We start from the raw sequence: 18564 nt of genomic DNA, 5'->3' as shown, positions 1-18564 counted from the left end.
GGCCCGTGCCCAGGTCGCCCGGCTGCTCCAGGACCCCGACGTCGCGGCGCGGTTGCTCAAGGGCGGTTCGCGGGTCGTGGTGGTGCCCAGAAGCGAGGCGATGACGTCCCTGGACGCCTTCCGCGAACTGCGGGGCGGTGTCACCGACGACGGCCGTCCCTGGGAGAGCGTCCGCGGCGCCGGCCTGCGCAGCGCGGCCGTCACCGAGGAGAACCTGCTGGGTGAGCGCACCACGGTCCCCACCGTCGAGTCCGCCCAGGCCGACGGCTACTCGACCACCGTGCACGAGATCGCCCACCTCGTGCACCTCTACGGCCTGGACCCCCTGGACCCCACCGACCGGCAGCGCGTCACCGACGCCTACCGGGCCACCGAGCAGGCCGGGGAGGCGGGCTCCTGGCCCGACGGCGACCTCTACGGCTACGACGCCGACGGCCGCCGCAGTGCCCCCAACTACAGCAGCCGCGACGAGCGCGAGTTCTTCGCCCAGCTCACCAACGTCTACCTCATGGCCAACGGCGGGTCCGATCCGTACACCGGGAGGCGGCGCAACAACGACGGTCCGGAGTGGGTGCGCCGGCACCAGCCGGACATGTACGACCTGATGCGCCGCCTGTACGGCGAGGGTCCCCCGCCCCGGCCCCGTCATCCGCGCAGCGTCGAACCCGTCCGTCCCCGCGGTGTCCGTCCCGCGGAGGTCAACCCCGTCGAGGCCACCGACGTCGAGAACGAGGCGCTGGCCCGTGCCCGTGCGCTGTGGGACGTCGCCGAGGGCGGCCCGGGCGAGGACGGTGACTCCTACGTGGCCGTTCGTGCCCTGTGGGACGGCACCGTCGGCGCACACACGCCGCAGCCGCACACTCCCGCGCCGTTGCCGGTCCCGCCCCCGGTGCCGGGACCGCAGGCACGGTCCGCCGCCGCCCCGCCGCCCACCGACGACGCCGTCCAGCGCCGGTTGCAGGAACTGTGGGCACTCATCGACGCCACCTTCGGTTCCCAGCCGCTCCCGCAGACCCTGCGCAACCAACTGTTCAACGCGCTGCGCGTCATCGAGTCGGCGCGCCACGGGCACCCCCGCTTCCGTGCCGGCCTGGACCTGGAGGGCATCACCCGGATGCTGTTGCATCTGGCGCCGGACGCGCCGGTGGACGCGGCCCGGCACTATGAGGCCTTCACCATCGCGAGCAGTGCTCATCGACGGAGGCGGGCCGGCAGCCTGGACGCCATCGCCGCCTATGGGCTGACCGGAGAGGACTACTCGCGGCAGACCGGGCTGCTCAGCGAACCCGGCGGTGCGCCGTACGGCAGGAACTGGACCGGACGTGCCGGTATCCGCCTTCGCATGGACGTGGTCGCCGATCTCCAGGGCGTCTACCCCGCGCCCTGGGGGGCCGCCGCTTACACGGTGGTGGCCGAACGCAACGACGAGGGACTGCTGCTGGCGGACGGAAAACCGGTGTCGGACGAGGAGTTCGTCGAACTGGTGCTGCACGACCCGCAACGGCCGCAGGGCGCGCCCGTGGTGGTCCTGATCGAGGAGATGGACGGCCGCAACGAGGCCCTCGCGCGGATGATCGCTGACCGCATCGACGCCCGTGCCTGGTTCACCTACGGCGACCTGCGGCTCGTGGAGGGTCCGGACGGCCGCCGGGTGCCGTTCCTGGCCACGCCGGCCTCCGAGGAGGGCAAGAGGGTTCCGACCGGGACCTGGATCCCCGCCGATCCGGGACGGGTCCCGGACGACCCGGCGGCCACCGTCAGGGCCACGGACGGGACCGTCTTCCCCGACACCGACATCCACTCGTACCCACTGCCCACGGTCGACGGACAGGCGCTGGCCGGACGGGCGTTCCTCGACGCGCACGAGATGGCGATAAGGGAGCGGGCCCTGCGGGCGGTGTCCGCCATCGAGCACTATTCCCGCAACAGGGAAGCGCTGCCCGGTGTGTACGCCGCGAAGGAGGGCCCCGCCCTGCCCCTGCCGCGGGCCCTGACCGACTCCTACGTCGCGATCGGCCATGGCCAGGAGGGACGCATCGTCGTGCCCCGCCGCAGCACCGGCGCCAACCAGAGGATCAGTCCCCAGCACCTGGGCAGGATGCTGGCCCGGCGCAAGAGCCTGCAGGCGTTGTCCCCCGAGAAGCCGGTCTGGATGGTGTTCTGCGAGCTGTCCATGAGGCGGGCCGACCGGGACCTGCTCAACGATCCCCCCTCCACTCAGCACGTCGCCGACGCGACCCGTCGCCCCGCATTTGCTGTAGACACGACAGTGGTGGTGGCCGAGGCCGAGGGCGGCCTGCCGCCGCGCCTGGCCGTGGACGACGATCCCGACAACCCCGTGGGCCGCATCGAGGAGTTCCTCCCCAAGCCCGGGACCGACGCCCTCGACGCGCTCGCCGAGCTGGGCGGGCTGCCCTCCTGGATGCCGGGGCGCACCGACCGCGCCCTGCGCTGGGTGCGCGCCCTGCGGCAGACCCACGGCGTGCGCATCGACTCGGACCTGGACCGCGAGGCGGAGTTCCACGAGCTGATCGAGGGCTTCGGCGCCCTGGAGATGCTGCGGTTCCAGGCGGTCGGCAACGCCGACCCCGGCCCGCTCACCTGGGGCGGGCTCCAGCACATCGTCGGCCGGTACGCCGCCCGGCAGGGCTGGGACCGGTCACTGACCGCCAACTCGCTGGCGCACCTGTTGTTCGCCGCACGCACCGGCCGACTGCAGTCCGCCGACGTGGCGGGGCCCACCGCCCCCGCCGCGCCGCCGCCCACCGCCCCGGCCCCGGCGGACACCTCCGGGCCGTCCCCCCGCGCGGACGCCCCGGGCACCTTCCACCTCGGGCCCACCGCACCCGCGCACCGCGCGCCGGCCACCGGCACCGTGCGCCCCTTCGGCACCCCCGCTCCCACCGCCCCGGCCGGACAAGGCGTCCCTCGCCACCCCGCCCCCGAAAGGACCGGCACCCCTCCGGAGGCCCCCGACCAGGACTCCCGTTCCCCGGCCACCCCTTCGGAGACCGCCGGCCCGGATCCCCGCCCCGCGACCGACGAGGCTCCCTGGTCCGTGTCGTCCTGGCGGCCCGCCGGATCCCCCGGCACGGTCCGCTTCGCAGCCTTCTACCAGGACCGCGAATGGCGGCGGCTCAGCGTCCGGCTGGAGTTCGCCCTCGCCGGACTGCTGGGCTCGGACGCCCGGAGCACCGAGGCGGCCCGGAGCGCGGTCTCCCGCCTGCGCTCCGAACTGGTGGCGCGCTACGGCCAGGAGCAGGCGGACCGCGCCTTCTTCGGCCCCGACGACCTGCCCGAGGACCCCGGCGGGACGCTGGACCGACTGCTCGCCCTGCCGCCCGGCGTCCGCACCCTCGACGAGCTGATGGCCGGCTTCGCCCGCGCCGCCCACGCGGCCCGGAAGCTGCCCGAGGACCTCGCCGCGGCGCTGGCACGCCCCGCCGGCGACCGTGCCCGGTACGCCCCGGGCAGCGCCTACCGCGCCGTCCACGACGGCCGGGGCCTGCGCCGGGTCGGCGGCGAGCGCGGTGTGGCGTTGCGCCTGATCCAGACCCACGCGGCACTGGGCGCCTCCCCCGACGAGCTGGCGGCGTTCCGCACCGCCCTGATCTCCTGGCTGATCCCGGCCGACCTGGCGTCCCTGTCCGAGATCCTGCAGGCCTCGCAGCTCGCCGGGACCGCGCCGGCCGGGGAGCGGGCCACCGCGCTGCGCGACGGCGCGGGCCTGCACCTGTGGGCGGCGGAGCTGCTGCGGGCCTTCGGCCCGCCGTCGGACGACGCGCGCGTCGGCCACGTGGTCCCGCCGCACCGGGTGGTCTACGGCGCGCGGATGACGTACTCCGCGGACATCACCCCCAGTGGGGACGTGTCCCTTCCCGGCGGCCTGACGGACCTCGTGGAAGTGGCACTGCGCGACCCCGGCGAGCTCCGGGGCGACCGCGGTGAGCTGCTGAAGGACTGGCTCGCGCGCACCGGACCGGCCGGCCGGCGTGCCCTGGAGGAGCTGGCCCCGGCGCACCTGACGGCCGTCTTCCTCTACAGCTCCAACGACTACCGTCTGATGAAGGCCTATCTCAACGGGCAGCGCCTGGGTGCCGGCATCTCCCGTCGCCTGGTGCGGTCCGCCGTCTGGTCGACGATACGCCGGGCCGTCGCGAGCCTCGAGCTGTCCGAGCTGCCCGTCATCCTGCGCGGTCTGGACGGGGTCGACGACCTCCACAACGACGTGAACGACGCCCTGTTCGGCGCCTTCGCCGTATGGTCGGACGTTCCGGACGACCAGATGGCGGAGCTGCGCCGCCGGTCGGACGTGTTCGCCGACCGGATCCACGACGAGCTGCCGCTGCACACCGACATGGCGATCGAGGCGCTGGAGCTGTTGCCGCCGGTCAGGCAGGACGTGTGGTGGGGCGACCGGGGCATGCCCGGACCGCTGGACCGCCCGGAGCACGGACCGGTCTACGGCAGGGACCTCATCGACGTGCCGTTCATGCGCAGTACCTCGCTCAACCCCGACGAGGCGTTCAGGTACATGATGCGCAACCGCGGGCCGGCGGACACGCACCGCGGCTTGGTGCACGTCCGCCGGTCCACGGCCCGTGAGGTCACCCCGTTCGTGGCCTGGCCCGGTGAGCAGGAGGCGGTGTATCCGCCGGGGCAGCGTTTCCCGGTGACCGACCGTGTTGTCCGCCGGGAGGTCCAGGAGACCGTCGACTCGGACGGCGAGGAAGTCGAGCAGCTCCTGGAGTACGCGGACGTCACCGTGGACGAGGCACAGCCGGCGCCCGCCGCGCTGCCGCCGAGGCGGCTGCTGGGCGCCCCCGACGACCTGCTGCGGATCGCCGGATCCCCCGCTCCCCGTCCGTGGCCGTCCCCGCCGGTGCTGAGGGAGATCCTGGACGAGGAGGGCCGGCGGACCGGGGCGGCGTCCTTCGACGACCCCGACTGGGCGGTACGCGAGCCGGACTACCGGCGGCTCGGTGAGCGGACCGGATTCGTCTCCTGGGAGCGGGACGCCGACGGGCGCCCGTCGGCGTACTCCCAGGACCTGCCCGGGGGAGAGGGCACCTTCTACTGGGGAGGGCACGGCGGCCCCGCCGGGCTGGCCCTGCGCACCGAGGACGGAGGCGTCCGTCACGACGACGGCTCCCACGTCGGCCTGTTGCTGCGTCCGCTGCTGCGCCCGGACAGCCGCAGCATCACGGTGCTCGCCTGCGGACCGGGCGGCGCCTTCGCGGACGAGGCCGCGGCACGGGCGTCGGCCCGGCGGATCGCCGACGCCACCGGGCTGCCGGTGCACCTGGCGGTGGGCCGCACAGCGGTCGCCGACGGGGTGCCGCACCTGCTGGAGGACGCCGAGGGCCGGCCCACCACGTGGGTGACCGAGCACCCCGGCGGCCGTACGCCTCCGACGGCGACGCTCCCGTCGTCCGCGGCCCGGGTCCCGGCCACGGTCCGCTATCCGGACGACAGGCAGGTGAACGCCGACGTCCCGGACTCCGGCCCGGACGACGACTCGGAGAACAGCTCGGACGACGACTCGGAGAACAGCTCGGACGACGACTCGGAGAACAGCTCGGACGACGGCCTGGGGCACCGTCCGCCGAACCTCGCGTCCTGGCGGATCACCGGAGCGCCGGGAACCCCCCGCTTCACCTCCCTGTACACGGAACCCGGCTGGCGGCAACTGAGCCTGAACTTCGAGTACGCCCTCGCCCGGCTTCACGGCACAAGCCCCGAGGTCCACCGGGCCGTGCGGGAGAACCTGCGCCGCACGCACCGCTTCCTCGCCGCACACCACGGTGAGGAAGCGGCCACCCGTGCCTTCCTCCCGTCGCGGGACGTCCCCGACGCTCCCGCGCCCGCCCCCGGCGACCGGCTCGCCCGTCTGCTCGGTCCAGACGCCCGCCCGGCCCTGCACGAACTGTTCCTGGCCCAGGCCGAAGCGGTCTTCGCCCGGCCCGGGTCACCCGTCACCGTCGCCCGGACCCTGCCCGGCCGTGTCGGCGGCGCCGGACGGCCCCTGTGGGCCCCGCTGCCCCCGGGCACGAGCCGGCTCCGGTACGACAAGAACGGCTTCCGCGAGGCCGGTGGCGTCGAGGGTCCGGCACTGTGGCTGCTTCAGGCGGCGCGCGAGACGGGTGCGGACGACGCGGAGATGACACTGCTGCGCACCGCCCTGATCGCCTGGGCGGTGCCCGCGGGGATCCACTCCCTGCACGAGGTCCTGCACGCCTCGCACCGGCTCGGCATGGGCGACCCCGAGGAGCGCCGGGCGACCACCCTCGACGCCTCCCGGATGCACAGCTGGGTCCGCGAGCACCTGACTCCCTGGCACCTGATCCCGCCCACCCCGGAGGGCGAGACGTGGCGGGAGTCCCTGAGGGCCCCGCACGAAAGGCTCTACAGCGACACCGTGAGCCTCTCGGCGACGATGACAGACGATCTCGACGTACCGCAGGACCTGACGGACATGGTGCAGGAGCTGCTCGAGCCGGGCAGCGTCGACGCCGAGCTCGACGAGGAACGCCAGGAGGTCGCCGAAGCGTGGCTCGCGCGCTACGGCGACGTGGGCCGTCAGGCGTTGCGCCGCCTGGGACCCGGTCATATGACGGCTCTGTACATCTACAGCTTTTCCGACTATCAGTTGATCAAGGCGTATCTGAAGGGCGAGCGGCTGGGCCGGGGCATGAGCCGCTGGCTGGTGCGCCGGACGGTCTTGAACCTGGTCGAGCTGGGCCAAGAGGAATACAAGGACTTGCCGTACGTCCTGCGCATGCGGCCAGGTTTCGAAGGCGTCTTCCAGGACGTGTGGGCAGCGGACTCGGACGACGGATCGATGGAGCTGGTGCGGGCGCTCCGGCGGCTCGACGCCGTCGCCCACGACGTCCACGCCCTCCTGCCCCTGCACATCGACATGGCCGCCGAAGCCCTGGAACTGCTGCCCCCCGCCAACCGCACCGTGTGGTGGGGCGACCGGGCCGTGCCGGGGTCCGTGCACCGGCCGTCGCGGAACTCGGCGCTCTACGGGGGGCAGCGGATCACCATGCCGTTCTTCCGCAGCACCTCCCTGGACCGCGGGAGTGCCTTGAAGTTCGCGTTGGACCTGAAGCGCCCCACACCTGCGGGGCACCACGCGCAGATCACCGAGGTCCCCCTCTCCCAGGCGCGGGAAATCGCCATGTTCGCCAGGTACTACAAGGAGGCGGAGGCCCTCTACCCGCCCGGGTGGACCTTCCTGCGGGAACACCGCCGGGTCTCCTACGTCGGCGAGCACCACCTGCCCCTCGCCGAAGTCCGCGTCACAGAAGCTCCCGTCGTCTCCGGGGCGACGACGACCCCCACGCCACCGTCAGTCGGCCCCGACGGCCCCGACGCGTTCCACGTCGATCCGCGCTGGTGGCCACTGGCCGCTCAGTACCAACGCGCCCTGGGCCGGTTCCTGTCTCGGGACAGCGCCGTCCTCGACGCCGCCCGTGACGCCGGGCGCACCCTCTTCGCCCACCTCTCCGCCCATCTCGGCCCCGACGCCGCGGCCACCGCGTTCTTCGGCCTCGCCGCCGATCCCTCCCCGGGGCGCGGACCCGCCGAGCGACTGGAGGACTTCCTGGGGCGCAGCGACCTCCGTACCGTCGTCGACGCCTACACCGAGGCCATGTACGGGCCGCTGGACCGTTCCGGACGGCACTCCCTGCGTCGCCTGTGGCGGGACCGCCCCGAACTCAACACCCGCGGTCTGCCCCTCACCGTGGCCCGTCCCGAGCCGCACCGCCCCGGGGGCAGCTGGTACCGCGACCGCCACGACCGGCTCGGCCACCCGGCGCAGGAAGGGCACCCCCACCGGATCGAGTGGATGCTGCGGGCCCACGCCACCCTGCCCGGGACCGGCCCCGAGAGCCTCCTGGGGCTGCGCACCGCGTTCCTGGCCGACCAACTGTCCAGCGGCGGCCATTCGCTGGCCGAGCTGCTGGAGGCCGCGCAGGCGGCGGGCGTCCGCGGTACCGGTGAACCGCGGCCCGCCGAGGTGGACGCGGTGGCGCTGTACAGCTGGGCCGACGCCGTGTTCTCGCCCCGCTCCCGGCCCGCCGGGGACCCGGGCGGGCGACGGGCCGTCCCCGGTCTCGACCCCGGCCGGTCCGAGCACCTGATCCTGCCCCACCAGCGGCTCTACCGGCTGCGCACCGCCTGGCTCACCCCCTGGATCACCGGCGGGGCCGCCGAACCGGCCGCGATCACCGTGCTCACCGGGCTGGCCGGTGACCTGTGGAGCGCCGCCGACCTGGAGACGTTGCCGTGGCCCGGCGGAGCCGCCGCCCGCAGCCGGCGCGCCGCGCTGCGGGCCTGGCTGCTGCGGCACGGGGCCCCGAACCTGCCGCGTCGCCTGACCGCCGCGCACGTGGCCGCGCTGTACCTGGCCAGCGGCCGCGACGCGGCACTGATCGAACTCGCCGGGAGCACGGCCCCCGACGCCGGCGAGCGGTTCCGCCGGGACCTGGCCGCGGAGGCCGTCGGCCTGGTCGCCCGGGGCGCGCCCGACGCGCACTACCCGCTGGTGCTGCTCCGCGACACCCGGCTGCGCACGCTGGCCCGCCAGGCCGCCCGGACGCCTGCCGGCCCCGACGGGCAGGCGATGCGCTGGGCCCCGGCACAACGGGCCGGCAGCCGCGCCGTCGAACTCGCGGACGACGCCCGTACCGAACTGATCCTGCTGGCGCGTATGGCGCGGGAGGCGCTGGCACTGCTGCCACCGATGGGCACCCCCGTCTACTGGGCCGACTGGGAGACCGGCTCCGCCGTGGACGTCGCCACCGGCCGGCCGGGCGCCGTCCACACCCGGCCCACCTGGCGCGACTTCCATACGTCCCGGGACTCCGCCGTACGCCGGTTCGCCGCCGTGCCGCCCCCGGCCGGGCGCCAGCTGGTGCTCTACGAGGTGCGCGACCACCGCGCACGGGACATCGGGCCCCTCGCCCGCTTCCCGGACCAGCGCACGGCGCTCCACCCGCACCCGCCCCGCTTCCAGGAGATCTCCCGCGAACTGCGCCACGACGCCGCGCTCGACCGCGTCTACACCCACGTCCTGCTCCGGGACGTCTCCGGTCCGGACTCCGCTCCCGCCTGGGGCCGGGAGACCGTCACCCGCGCCGTCGTCGCCCCCGACGGCGGCTGGTCAGGACTGACCGCCCACACCTCCCGGGAGCCGGCCGGGCGCCGCCACGCCGTGTTCCCCCCGCCGCCCTCGGTCCCCTTCGCGTCCCGCGGCACCACCTTCGAGGAGGGGGAGACGGGGCATGTCTCCCTGCCCGTGGCCGGCGGCACCGTGTTCTTCGCCTCCCCGGGCGACGGCCACGCGGTACGCGCCGGTTCCCGCCCGGACGCCTCCGGGCAGCCGCGGCCCGGCCGGACCGTCGGGTCCTCCGTCACCCCGGCCGTCCGGAAGGAGGACCCCGGGTTCGCCGACCTGCTCTCCTCCCTCTACTCCGCCCCCGGCTGGGCCGAGGCGAGCCGGGCGTGGGAGCGCACCCTGGGTCTGGTGCTGGCCTTCGACCCGAAGGTCCGGGAGACCGTCCGCGCCGCCGTGCGCGCCGTGCACCGCCTCCACCTCGGGCGGACCGGCGACCCGGCCCGGGCCGCGGCCGTACTGTTGGGGGACGAGGCCACCGGGCCCGACCCGCTCACCTCCCTGGACCGGTTCCTCGCGCCCGACGCGGATGTGTCCCTGTCGCGGTTGATGGCCGTCTACGCCCGTGGCGTCGGCCTGACCGGCCTGACCGGCCGGCCCGGCCCGGCCCGGCCGCACGGTGAGGACGGCAACCACCGCCGTGACCACCGGGACCGTGGCATCCCGCTCGGCGAGGGACCCGCCCACCTCGCGCGCATGGCCCTGGAACGGCATCTCCTGCTGCCCGGTACGCGCCGCGCGGACACGATCGCCTTCCGCGAGGCGGTCCTCGGCTGGCTGCTGCCCGGCGGCCGCCACTCGCTGATCGAGGTCCTGCGGGCCTCGCACGCCGTGGGCCTCGGCGACAGCGCCGAACGCGCCGCCGTCCTCGGCGACGCCGCGCATCTGTACAGGTGGGCGGAGAGCACCCTGCGCCCCGCCGACCGTCCCGGCGCCCCGGACCCCGCCGCGCTGCGCCCGCCGCACCGCGCCCTGTACGCCACCGACGCGGGCCGGATCGACGCCGGGTACACCGGCACCTGGACGCTGCCCGACGGTCTCGCCGACGCCATCCGGCGCGGGGAGCGGATCTTCACCACCGGCCACGCGCCCGAGGGGCTGCCGGACCGGGAGCAGGCGCTGCTGGAGCGCACCCGCAGGCACGGCGGCTCGGCCCTGGACGGCCTGGACGCCCCCCACCTCACCGCGCTGTACCTGCTCGGCGGCCCCGACGCGGCGCTGTTCGACGGCCGCCCGGTGATCCCGGTGGCCCGCGCCGCCCTGACCGCCGCGGTGGACGGCCGCACCGGCGACGTTCCCGTGCTGCTGAGGCAACTGCCCGATGTCGGCGACATCCTCGCCCGGGCCGGTGCCCTGCCCGCCGATGGCCTCCTGACCGAGCTGCGGTCCGCCCTGGCCCGCTCCGCGGACATTCTGCGTGCCCGTGCCGACCAGCACACCGCCGTGGGCCTGGAGGCACTGGCCCTGCTGCCGCCGGTGAACACCCGCGCATGGTGGGGCGCCTGGCTGCCCGGCGAGCCGCCCGCCTCCCAGCAGGCCACCGAGGCTCTGCCCGGCTCGGTCACCGCGGCCCGGCTGCACCGCGTACGGCTGAGCAGGGCCGCGGCCCTGCGGGCGCTGGCCGGTGACCGGGCCGCCGGACGCCACCCGGTGCTCTACGAGGAGGAGCGTTCCCCGGCCCGCGACATCAGTCCCTACACGGCCGATCCGGCGGAACGCCTGGCGGTGCACGCCGCCCCCACCGAGTTCACCGTCGTCTCCCGCACCCCGCAGACCGACCCCGACACCGGCCTGCGCTACACCCTGGTGGTCCTCGCCGATCGTTCGGCCGCGCCGCCCGCGGGCCCGGCGGAGCGAGCCGCCACCCCGCACTACCCCGAGCCCGACTACTGGAACTCCCCGTGGGCGGACGGACGCACCCTCACGTCGCCCGGTGACGTGATCACCCAGGAGATCCATGCCGACGGACGGCTCATCGGCCTCGCCTCCTATCCGGCCCGTCAGTGGTCGCTGCGCGCGCCGTTCTACCCGGGTCTGCGGGACGCCACTCACTACACCGAGTGGAGCAGGGGTCCCGGCGGCATCCTGACCGCCCGACGCCGGCCGCTGCCCGCCACCACTTCCAGCGGCACGTTCTACTGGAGCTCGCACGGCCGGGACGGCGGCTTCACCGTGGCCGGCCCGGACGGCCTGCCGTCCGGCGCGACGGGGGAGACGGTCGGCCGGCGCCTCGGCCCCCAGGCGTCGGCGGCGGGCTTCACCAGCGTCACCGACCTTGCCTGTACCCCCGTCCGCGGCACCGATCCGGAAGAGACCGTGCGCCGTGCCCAGGGCATCGCCGCCACCACCGGCCTGGCCGTGTACGTCTCCACCAGCAGAGTCGCCGTCGTCCCGAAACGCCGCCCGGACGGCGGCCAGGGCGCCGTCATCCACGTGCTGGAGAACGCCGACGGCACCGCCGGCCGCTGGCTGCGCGTCGCTCCCCCCGAGCGCTCGACGGGAGTACTGCCCGACCCGCCCTTCGAGGTCGTGGCCCCGGACGGCCCCGTCGGGCAGGCGACGCTGCCCGGCAACCCCTGGTCGGTGTCCCGCTGGCGGGTTCCCGGCGGACCCGACACCATCCGCTTCGCCCAGTTGTACGCCCGGCGGGACTGGCGGCAGTACAGCTACGGGTACGAGGTCGCCCTGGCCCGGGACATCGCCGCCCGGCCGCGGACCAGCGAGATGCTCGTCGACGACATCACCCGGCTGCACCGGCAGATCGCCGCGACGCACGGTCCGCACGGTGCCGACCAGGCCTTCGGTTTCGTCACCCCGGCGGAACCGGACGGCCCGCAGCCTGCCGAGCCGGGCCGCGCCCTGGCGCGGTTCCTGGAGAGCGGGCCCGACTTCGTCCAGCTGATGCAAGCGTTCGCCACGGCCGCCTATGGTCCCGCGCCCACCAGTCTGCGTCACATCGCGCCCGGCCGGATCGGCTCCCCCTACCCGCCCCATCCGCGTGGCCACCGTCAGGGCGTCTATCCCCTGGCCCACGACGACCGGGGCTTCCGCTATGTCGGCGGCACCGTGGGCCCCGCCCTCTGGCTGCTCCAGGCATACCGGCTGACCGGAGCGGACCCCGCCCGGACGTTTGCGTTCCGCTCGGCCGTGGTGGCCTGGTCGGTGCTCACGAACAGCCAGTCCCTGGCCGAGGTACTGCGCGCCTCCCACCTCGCCGGCGTGGGCACCGACGAGGAGCGCGCCGCGCTCTCCCGCGACGGCGCCCGGCTCCATCTCTGGGCCCGCCGCGCCCTCGCTCCCCACCTGGCGGTCCCCCTGCCGCACCACGCGGCCTACGACAGCACCACCCGCTTCCGCTCCTCCCACGAGATCGAGGTGCCCCAGGACATCATCGCCGCGCTGTCCGCGGCCCTGTCCGGCACCGAAGTCCCCGAGGACCTGGCCGAACGTGCCGAGAGCGCCAGGCAGTGGCTGGAGAGGTTCGGGGAGGAGGGCCGCCGTGCGCTCACGGCGCTGGCGCCGGGCCACCTGACGGCGATGTTCCGCTACACCGGTACCGACCACAAGCTGTTCAAGACCTTCGTCCTGGCCAGCCGCTTCGGCCGGGCGGGCGCCCGGTGGCTGTTCCGCCGCCAGGTGTGGGACCTGACCCTGACCGATGCCCACGGCAGCTACTTCTCCCGGCCCGAACTCCTGCTCCAGGACGAGGAACTGGAGGACGCGATCTCCGACCTCACCGACCTGGGAGAGGACCCCGACCCTGCGGACCTGACCGATGTGCGGCACCGGGTGAACCGGGTCGCCGACAGGATCTTCGACGAACTGGCGCTGCACGTCGACATGGCCACCGAGGCGCTGGAGACGCTGCCCCCGGTGGCCGCCCCGGTCTGGTGGGGCGGCTGGCTGCCCGGCCCCGTCGACGCGCCGGGCCCCTCCCCGCTGCTGCACGACGGCACGCTGTTCGTCACCCGCTTCCGCAGTACCACCGAACGCCCGGACCTGGCCCGGAGTTTCGTCCGCCACGACGCCGAGGGGGAGGCGGACCGCCACCCGGTCCTCGGCCGTCTGCTCAGGTCGAGCGCCCCGCTGGTCGCGCCGTTCTCCATGTGGCCCGGAGAGCAGGAGGTTCTCTATCCACCGGGCCGTGCCCTGTCCGTGGTCGCCCGGGAGGTTCACGACGACGAAACCGTCGACGAGCCCTACGCCGCTCTCACCGTCGCGGAACTCCCCCCGTACCCCCCACGGGCCTACCACAACGCCGACACCACCGCGCACATCCCACCGGCCGCCGGGACGGTGCCGTCGGACACGACGGACGGCGGAGCCGCCCCCGGCGGCACACCGTCCCCCTCGCCCGGGGCCGAGCCCGCCGGTACGGTGGCATCGCCGCCCGCCGCCCGCGGGACACTGCGGCGGACCGGCGACGACGAGGCCGTCCTCGACGGCACCCGGTACGCCCTGCGCCCCGTGACCGCCGCGCCCGGCCGTACCGCCGAGACCGCGCTGCTGGCCGCCTTCGGGGAACACGAGCCGCTGGCCGGGCTGCTTCCGGCGGCGGAACCCGAGCGGAGTACCGCGTTCCGTCAATGGCTGGCGGACGCCGTCCACGACGACCACCTCACCGGGGAGCAGGTGCCCCGGCTGGACCGGTCGGCGACGGTGCCGCTCTCCCTGCTGGAGAGCGCGGGCCAGCGGCTCACCGATGCCCTGCGGACGGAGGCCGTCCTGCTCGGCGGCAGCCTGCCGGTGGCCGGCCACGACATCGCGCCCGCGGTACGGCTGCGGCTGCTGCTCGCCGATCCCGCCCTTGCGGGACCGGACACCGAGCCGCCGCTCGTTCCGCTGCTGGCCGCCGCGGCGCGCGTGCTCGGAGTGACGGCCGCCGCGGCGGAACCGGACGGGGCGGTCACCGTGGCGGAGCCCGACGGCACGGTCACCGTCCTCGGCTCCGCCCCGGGGATCCCCGCCGTGCCGGGGGCCGGCCCGGCCGCCTCCGTCCCGTCACGGGCCGGCCGGGGCGCCTCCCCCACCGGGGACGGTGCCTCCACCACCGGGGACGGTCCTCTTCCTGCCGACCGGGCCCACCGGACGGCGGACCCGCGGACACGGACCCCGGCCGCGGTGCGGCCGGACGTGCTCCTGCTCGGTGACGGCGGCCGGTGGCTGGTCGGCCGGCCCGCCGCCGTTCCTCCGCCCGCCTCCGGAGGGCCGACGGCCGGCTCCGAAGCCCCGGACGGGGAGCGGGCCACACGGTTGCCGCGCATCGCGCGGGCGATCGACGAGGCGCCCCCGGCGGTCCGCCGCCGGCTGCGGGAGCTGGCGTTCGCCCGGACCCCGGACCGGGCACCGGCCTGGATCCGCGGCCGGGTGTCCTACCTGGAACACGCCGAACGCTTCGAGAAGCGTCTGGCTGACTACCTCAACGGCGGGCTGGATCGCGCCCGCGAGCTGGACATCGACGCGCAGATCGGCGCCATGACGACCGAGCTGTTCCGGCGCGCGGACGCCGAAGGCCGCTGGCGCGAGCTCGGTTCGGACGACGCCACCATCGACGGTGCGGTCGGCCTGGACCGGGACCGCATCGAGGCGGTCGCCACGTCCGGCAACCTGCGTGAGCGCATGGGGCTGCTCTGGATCGCCGAGAGAACCACGTTCGACCTGCTGGGCATCCCCCCTCTCAACCCGCCCGGGATACAGGACGAGCGCGCGGACCGGCTGCCCGCTCCCGACCTGGTCGAGTACGAGGCCCTGGCCGCCCGCCGCGGCAGCCTGACCCCCGCCGAGCGCGAGCGGTTCGCCCGCCTGGAGAGCGCCCTGCGCATACCGATGTCACCCGAGGACGTCCGGCCGCCGCTGAGCGACGCCGAAAGGGCGCTGATGCCGGACGGCCTCCTGCACTGGATCCCCGGCGAGACCCGCTGGGACATCGCGATGAGCACCGCCCTGCAGTCCGCCGCCGAGGCCACCGGAGGCCTGGTGCTGGGCGGAACCTCCGGCACCACGTACCGGCTGCTGCGCCAGGCGGTGGGGATGCGCGACGCATGGGGGCTGGACATCGACCTGGGAGTGGTGCGGCTCGCGCTGATGGCCGTGATGCTGCCCGTCCGCCACCACTCGGTGCACGAGATCATGAGGGCCTCCCAGCTCCTCCTGGACGAGCTGCGGGCCGGTGGGACGAACGAGCCGTCCGACCTCGACTACATGGACAACTGGGGACGCTACTGGCGTATCGCTCCGCTCACGGAGGAGGAGCTGCGCACCCATGTGGCCGTCGACGGCCTCTTCCCCGACGAGCACGCCCTGGCCGAGATGGACCGGCCGGACGGCGGCGGGCCGACGGGTGAGGCGGGCCGGACGCCGGACCCGGACGAGACGGCCTGGTTCCTCGCCCACCAGCACACCCTGGACGACATCCTCGACCTGCTGACGGCGCTCGGCCCGGCCGCCGTCCCCGACGCCGGAGACGGCCCGGCCACTCTCGACCGGCTGCGCCGGCTGGCCGAGGACTGGTTCCGGAACCGGGGCCGTGTCCCGTCCGCGGATGTCCACCGGAACATCTGGCAGATCCTGAACGACCATCCCCAATATCTCCCGAGGACCCCATGAACGACACCACCGCAGCTTCCGGCACCACACCCGGGCACGACGAGGACACCGCGCCACCACTGCCGGAGGAGATCAGGGAGGCGGCGCGGCTTGCTCCCGACCACTGGCTGGGCATGGTGGACCCGACGTGGAGCGGTCCGGGGGAGCCGCCGAGCTGGGCGGTGGTCGGCCAGTGGCGGTCCGACGTCGACGGCGAGATCGCGGAGTGGCGGCCCAACGAGGAGTACCGGCCCTCGCCGCAGGCGCTCGACTGGCCCGCTCCCACCGACCCCGTCGACGAGGCGGTCCAGCTCGCCGCGACCGGGTACGGCCCCGGCGACGCGGTGACACGCACCCTGGCCGCCGCCGAGGTGGCGATGCTCCTGGGCCCCGGTCGGACACCTCTCTCGGCCGTCTCCCCGGACGGGCAGCCGGTGGTCCCGGTCTTCACCTCGCCCGTGCACCTCGAGGCGGCCGGCCGTCTCGGTTACGAACTGCTCCCCGCGGCGGACGTCCTGGACCGTCTCCCGGAGGGGCACCTGCTGTACCTCAACCCCTCCGGACCGGTCAGCATGACGGTCGACAGCGCCGCGCTGCGTGACGCTGTGGAGGAGGCCGCCTCCGCGGCCACGGAGACCCCGTCCACCGCCGCGTCCGCCGAGGGCGGGGACGAGGGCGGGGACGAGGGCGGACTCGGAGACGGAGACAGGGCATGACCGCGCTCCCGTCCCCTTCCCCCGTTCCCGCCCCGCCCGCTTCCCCGGTGGAGGAAGACGCTCCGGCCGGAACCGCTCCGGCCGGAACCGCTCCGGCCGTCGTCCCGCGCGGTCACCCCCGCTTCCCCGATCCCCCGGACGACTACGTGGCCGTCGCCCGGCGCGCTCCCGGCCAGTGGCTCTCGGCGGTCGACCGGCACTGGGACGGCGTGGCCGGCGAGGTGCCGCCGGCCTGGGCGGTGCGGGGGCACTGGCGCAGCGACGCCCGGGGCGAGATCGTCGAGTGGGCGGAGAACGCCGCCTACCGCCCCTCGCCCGACGCCTACGGCTGGGGCCCGCCGGTCAGCCCGGCCGACGCCGCGGTGCGCCTGGTGGCCACCGGCTACGACTCCGAGGAACTGCTCGCCCTCGTCCTCGCCGACGCCGAGGTGGCCGTCTGCGTCGACGCCGCCGGTGGTCCGACGGTGGCGGAGGCACCCGACGGCACGCCCGCCGTCCCGGTCTTCTCTCCCGCACCGGAAGCGGACGGGGAGCGGCTGCCGCCCCACGAGGTGATGCCGGTGCCCGATCTCGTCGACCGGCTCCCCGAAGGCCGGGAGGTACTGTTCCTCAGCTCCTCCGCCCCGGTGAGTCAGCTCGTGAGCGCAGACGCACTGCGTGCCGCCATGGCCGAGGTCCGGCGTCACGAGGAGCAGGACGACGCGTCCTTCCTCAGCACTCGATGATGTTCACCGCGAGCCCGCCCCGCGCCGTCTCCTTGTACTTGACCGACATGTCCGCGCCGGTCTCCTTCATCGTCTTGATGACCTTGTCCAGGGACACCTTGTGCGAGCCGTCGCCGCGCATCGCCATCCGCGCGGCGGTCACCGCCTTCACCGCGGCCATGCCGTTGCGCTCGATGCACGGGATCTGGACCAGGCCGCCGACGGGGTCGCAGGTCAGGCCGAGGTTGTGCTCCATGCCGATCTCGGCCGCGTTCTCCACCTGCTCGGGGGAGCCGCCCAGCACCTCCGCGAGGGCGCCCGCCGCCATCGAGCAGGCGGAGCCGACCTCGCCCTGGCAGCCGACCTCGGCGCCGGAGATGGAGGCGTTCTCCTTGAAGAGCATGCCGATGGCGCCGGCCGCGAGCAGGAAGCGCACCACGCCCTCCTCGTCGGCGCCGGGGACGAAGTTCATGTAGTAGTGCAGGACGGCCGGGATGATGCCGGCCGCGCCGTTGGTCGGGGCCGTGACGACCCGGCCGCCGGCCGCGTTCTCCTCGTTCACGGCCATGGCGTACAGGGTGATCCACTCCATGGCGAGCGCCTGCGGGTCGCCCTCCGAGCGCAGCTTGCGCGCGGTGTTCGCGGCGCGGCGGCGCACCTTCAGACCGCCCGGCAGGATGCCCTCGCGGGACATGCCCCGGTCCACGCAGGCCCGCATCACGCGCCAGATCTCCAGCAGCCCTTCGCGGATCTCCTCCTCGGTCCGCCAGGCGCGCTCGTTCTCCAGCATCAGCGCGGAGATCGACAGGCCGGTCTCCTTGGTGAGACGCAGCAGCTCGTCACCGGTGCGGAAGGGGTACTTCAGCACGGTGTCGTCGAGCTTGATGCGGTCCTCGCCCACCGCGTCCTCGTCGACGACGAAGCCGCCGCCGACCGAGTAGTACGTCTTCGTCAGCAGTTCCGCGCCCGAGGAGTCGTACGCCCACAGCGTCATGCCGTTGGCGTGGTAGGGGAGCGCCTTGCGGCGGTGCAGCACCAGGTCGTCGTCGAAGGAGAAGCCGATCTCGTGCTCGCCCAGCAGGCGGATCCGGCCGCCCTCCTTGATCTTCTCCACCCGTTCGTCGGCCGACTCCACGTCCACCGTGCGCGGCGAGTCACCCTCCAGGCCGAGCAGCACCGCCTTGGGCGTGCCGTGCCCGTGCCCGGTGGCGCCCAGGGAGCCGTACAGCTCGGCCCGCACCGAGGCGACGGACTCCAGCAGGTCTTCGTTGCGCAGCCGCCGGGCGAACATCCGGGCCGCCCGCATCGGGCCGACCGTGTGCGAGCTGGACGGGCCGATGCCGATCGAGAACAGGTCGAAGACCGAGATGGCCAC

4 protein-coding genes (1 of these 4 only partly in view) are annotated in these 18564 nt (G+C 74.8%); 3 read left to right on the top strand and 1 reads right to left on the bottom strand.

All coding sequences use genetic code 11. The features are described 5' to 3' along the window. The 3 genes in view from C1708_RS10030 to C1708_RS10020 are tightly spaced (each overlapping or abutting the next) and all read left to right on the top strand, a layout consistent with a single transcriptional unit that may run on beyond the window. Nucleotides 1-15790 carry the 3' portion of an inositol polyphosphate kinase family protein gene (locus tag C1708_RS10030; RefSeq protein WP_106412334.1) on the top strand. The gene continues 14318 nt to the left of window position 1, outside the view, so the window shows 15790 of its 30108 coding nt (coding positions 14319-30108); its start codon lies off the left edge, out of view; its stop codon occupies nt 15788-15790. After that, complete coding sequence (locus tag C1708_RS10025; protein WP_106412333.1) at nt 15787-16485, top strand: type VII secretion system-associated protein; 699 nt, start codon at nt 15787-15789, stop codon at nt 16483-16485. Before C1708_RS10030 ends, C1708_RS10025 begins: the two co-directional genes overlap by 4 nt. Further along, the gene (locus C1708_RS10020; RefSeq protein WP_106412332.1) at nt 16482-17210 is read left to right on the top strand and encodes a type VII secretion system-associated protein; all 729 of its coding nucleotides are present in this window, start codon (nt 16482-16484) and stop codon (nt 17208-17210) included. The genes C1708_RS10025 and C1708_RS10020 overlap by 4 nt, the downstream gene beginning before the upstream one ends. Here the strand turns inward: C1708_RS10020 and C1708_RS10015 are convergent. Then, the gene (locus tag C1708_RS10015; protein WP_106412331.1) at nt 17197-18564 is read right to left on the bottom strand and encodes an L-serine ammonia-lyase; all 1368 of its coding nucleotides are present in this window, start codon (nt 18562-18564) and stop codon (nt 17197-17199) included. The genes C1708_RS10020 and C1708_RS10015 overlap by 14 nt on opposite strands.

This window comes from Streptomyces sp. DH-12 (genome assembly GCF_002899455.1).
Lineage (GTDB): Bacteria > Actinomycetota > Actinomycetes > Streptomycetales > Streptomycetaceae > Streptomyces.
The sequence above is the reverse complement of the archived record's forward strand: the minus strand, read 5'-3'. Positions and strand labels throughout refer to the sequence as shown.